Source organism: Enterobacter cloacae complex sp. 385G4, assembly GCF_057320665.1.
Map to the genome: position 1 here is coordinate 1 of NZ_JBXWDD010000032.1, position 605 is coordinate 605.

1 rRNA gene is annotated in these 605 nt (G+C 52.4%); it reads right to left on the reverse strand.

Annotated features, from left to right (window positions below):
- Positions 1–546, reverse strand: a 23S ribosomal RNA gene (locus AC2FAJ_RS23510); the annotation flags it as partial.
- Positions 547–605: the final 59 nt, after the last annotated feature.

The following is a 605-nucleotide window of genomic DNA, read 5'->3' on the forward strand; positions in this document are numbered from 1 at the left end:
CGAAGGTGCTCCCACTGCTTGTACGTACACGGTTTCAGGTTCTTTTTCACTCCCCTCGCCGGGGTTCTTTTCGCCTTTCCCTCACGGTACTGGTTCACTATCGGTCAGTCAGGAGTATTTAGCCTTGGAGGATGGTCCCCCCATATTCAGACAGGATACCACGTGTCCCGCCCTACTCTTCGAGTTCACAACCTGTGCATTTTCGTGTACGGGACTGTCACCCTGTACCGTGCGACTTTCCAGACGCTTCCACTAACACACAAGCTGATTCAGACTCCGGGCTGCTCCCCGTTCGCTCGCCGCTACTGGGGGAATCTCGGTTGATTTCTTTTCCTCGGGGTACTTAGATGTTTCAGTTCCCCCGGTTCGCCTCGTTAACCTATGTATTCAGTTAACGATAGTGCAACGAATTGCACTGGGTTTCCCCATTCGGACATCGACGGGTCAAAGGTTCATATCACCTCGCCGTCGCTTTTCGCAGATTAGCACGTCCTTCATCGCCTCTGACTGCCAGGGCATCCACCGTGTACGCTTAGTCGCTTAACCTCACAACCCGAAGATGTTTCACTTCATGATTGCGAAAATTTGAGAGACTCGAACACACC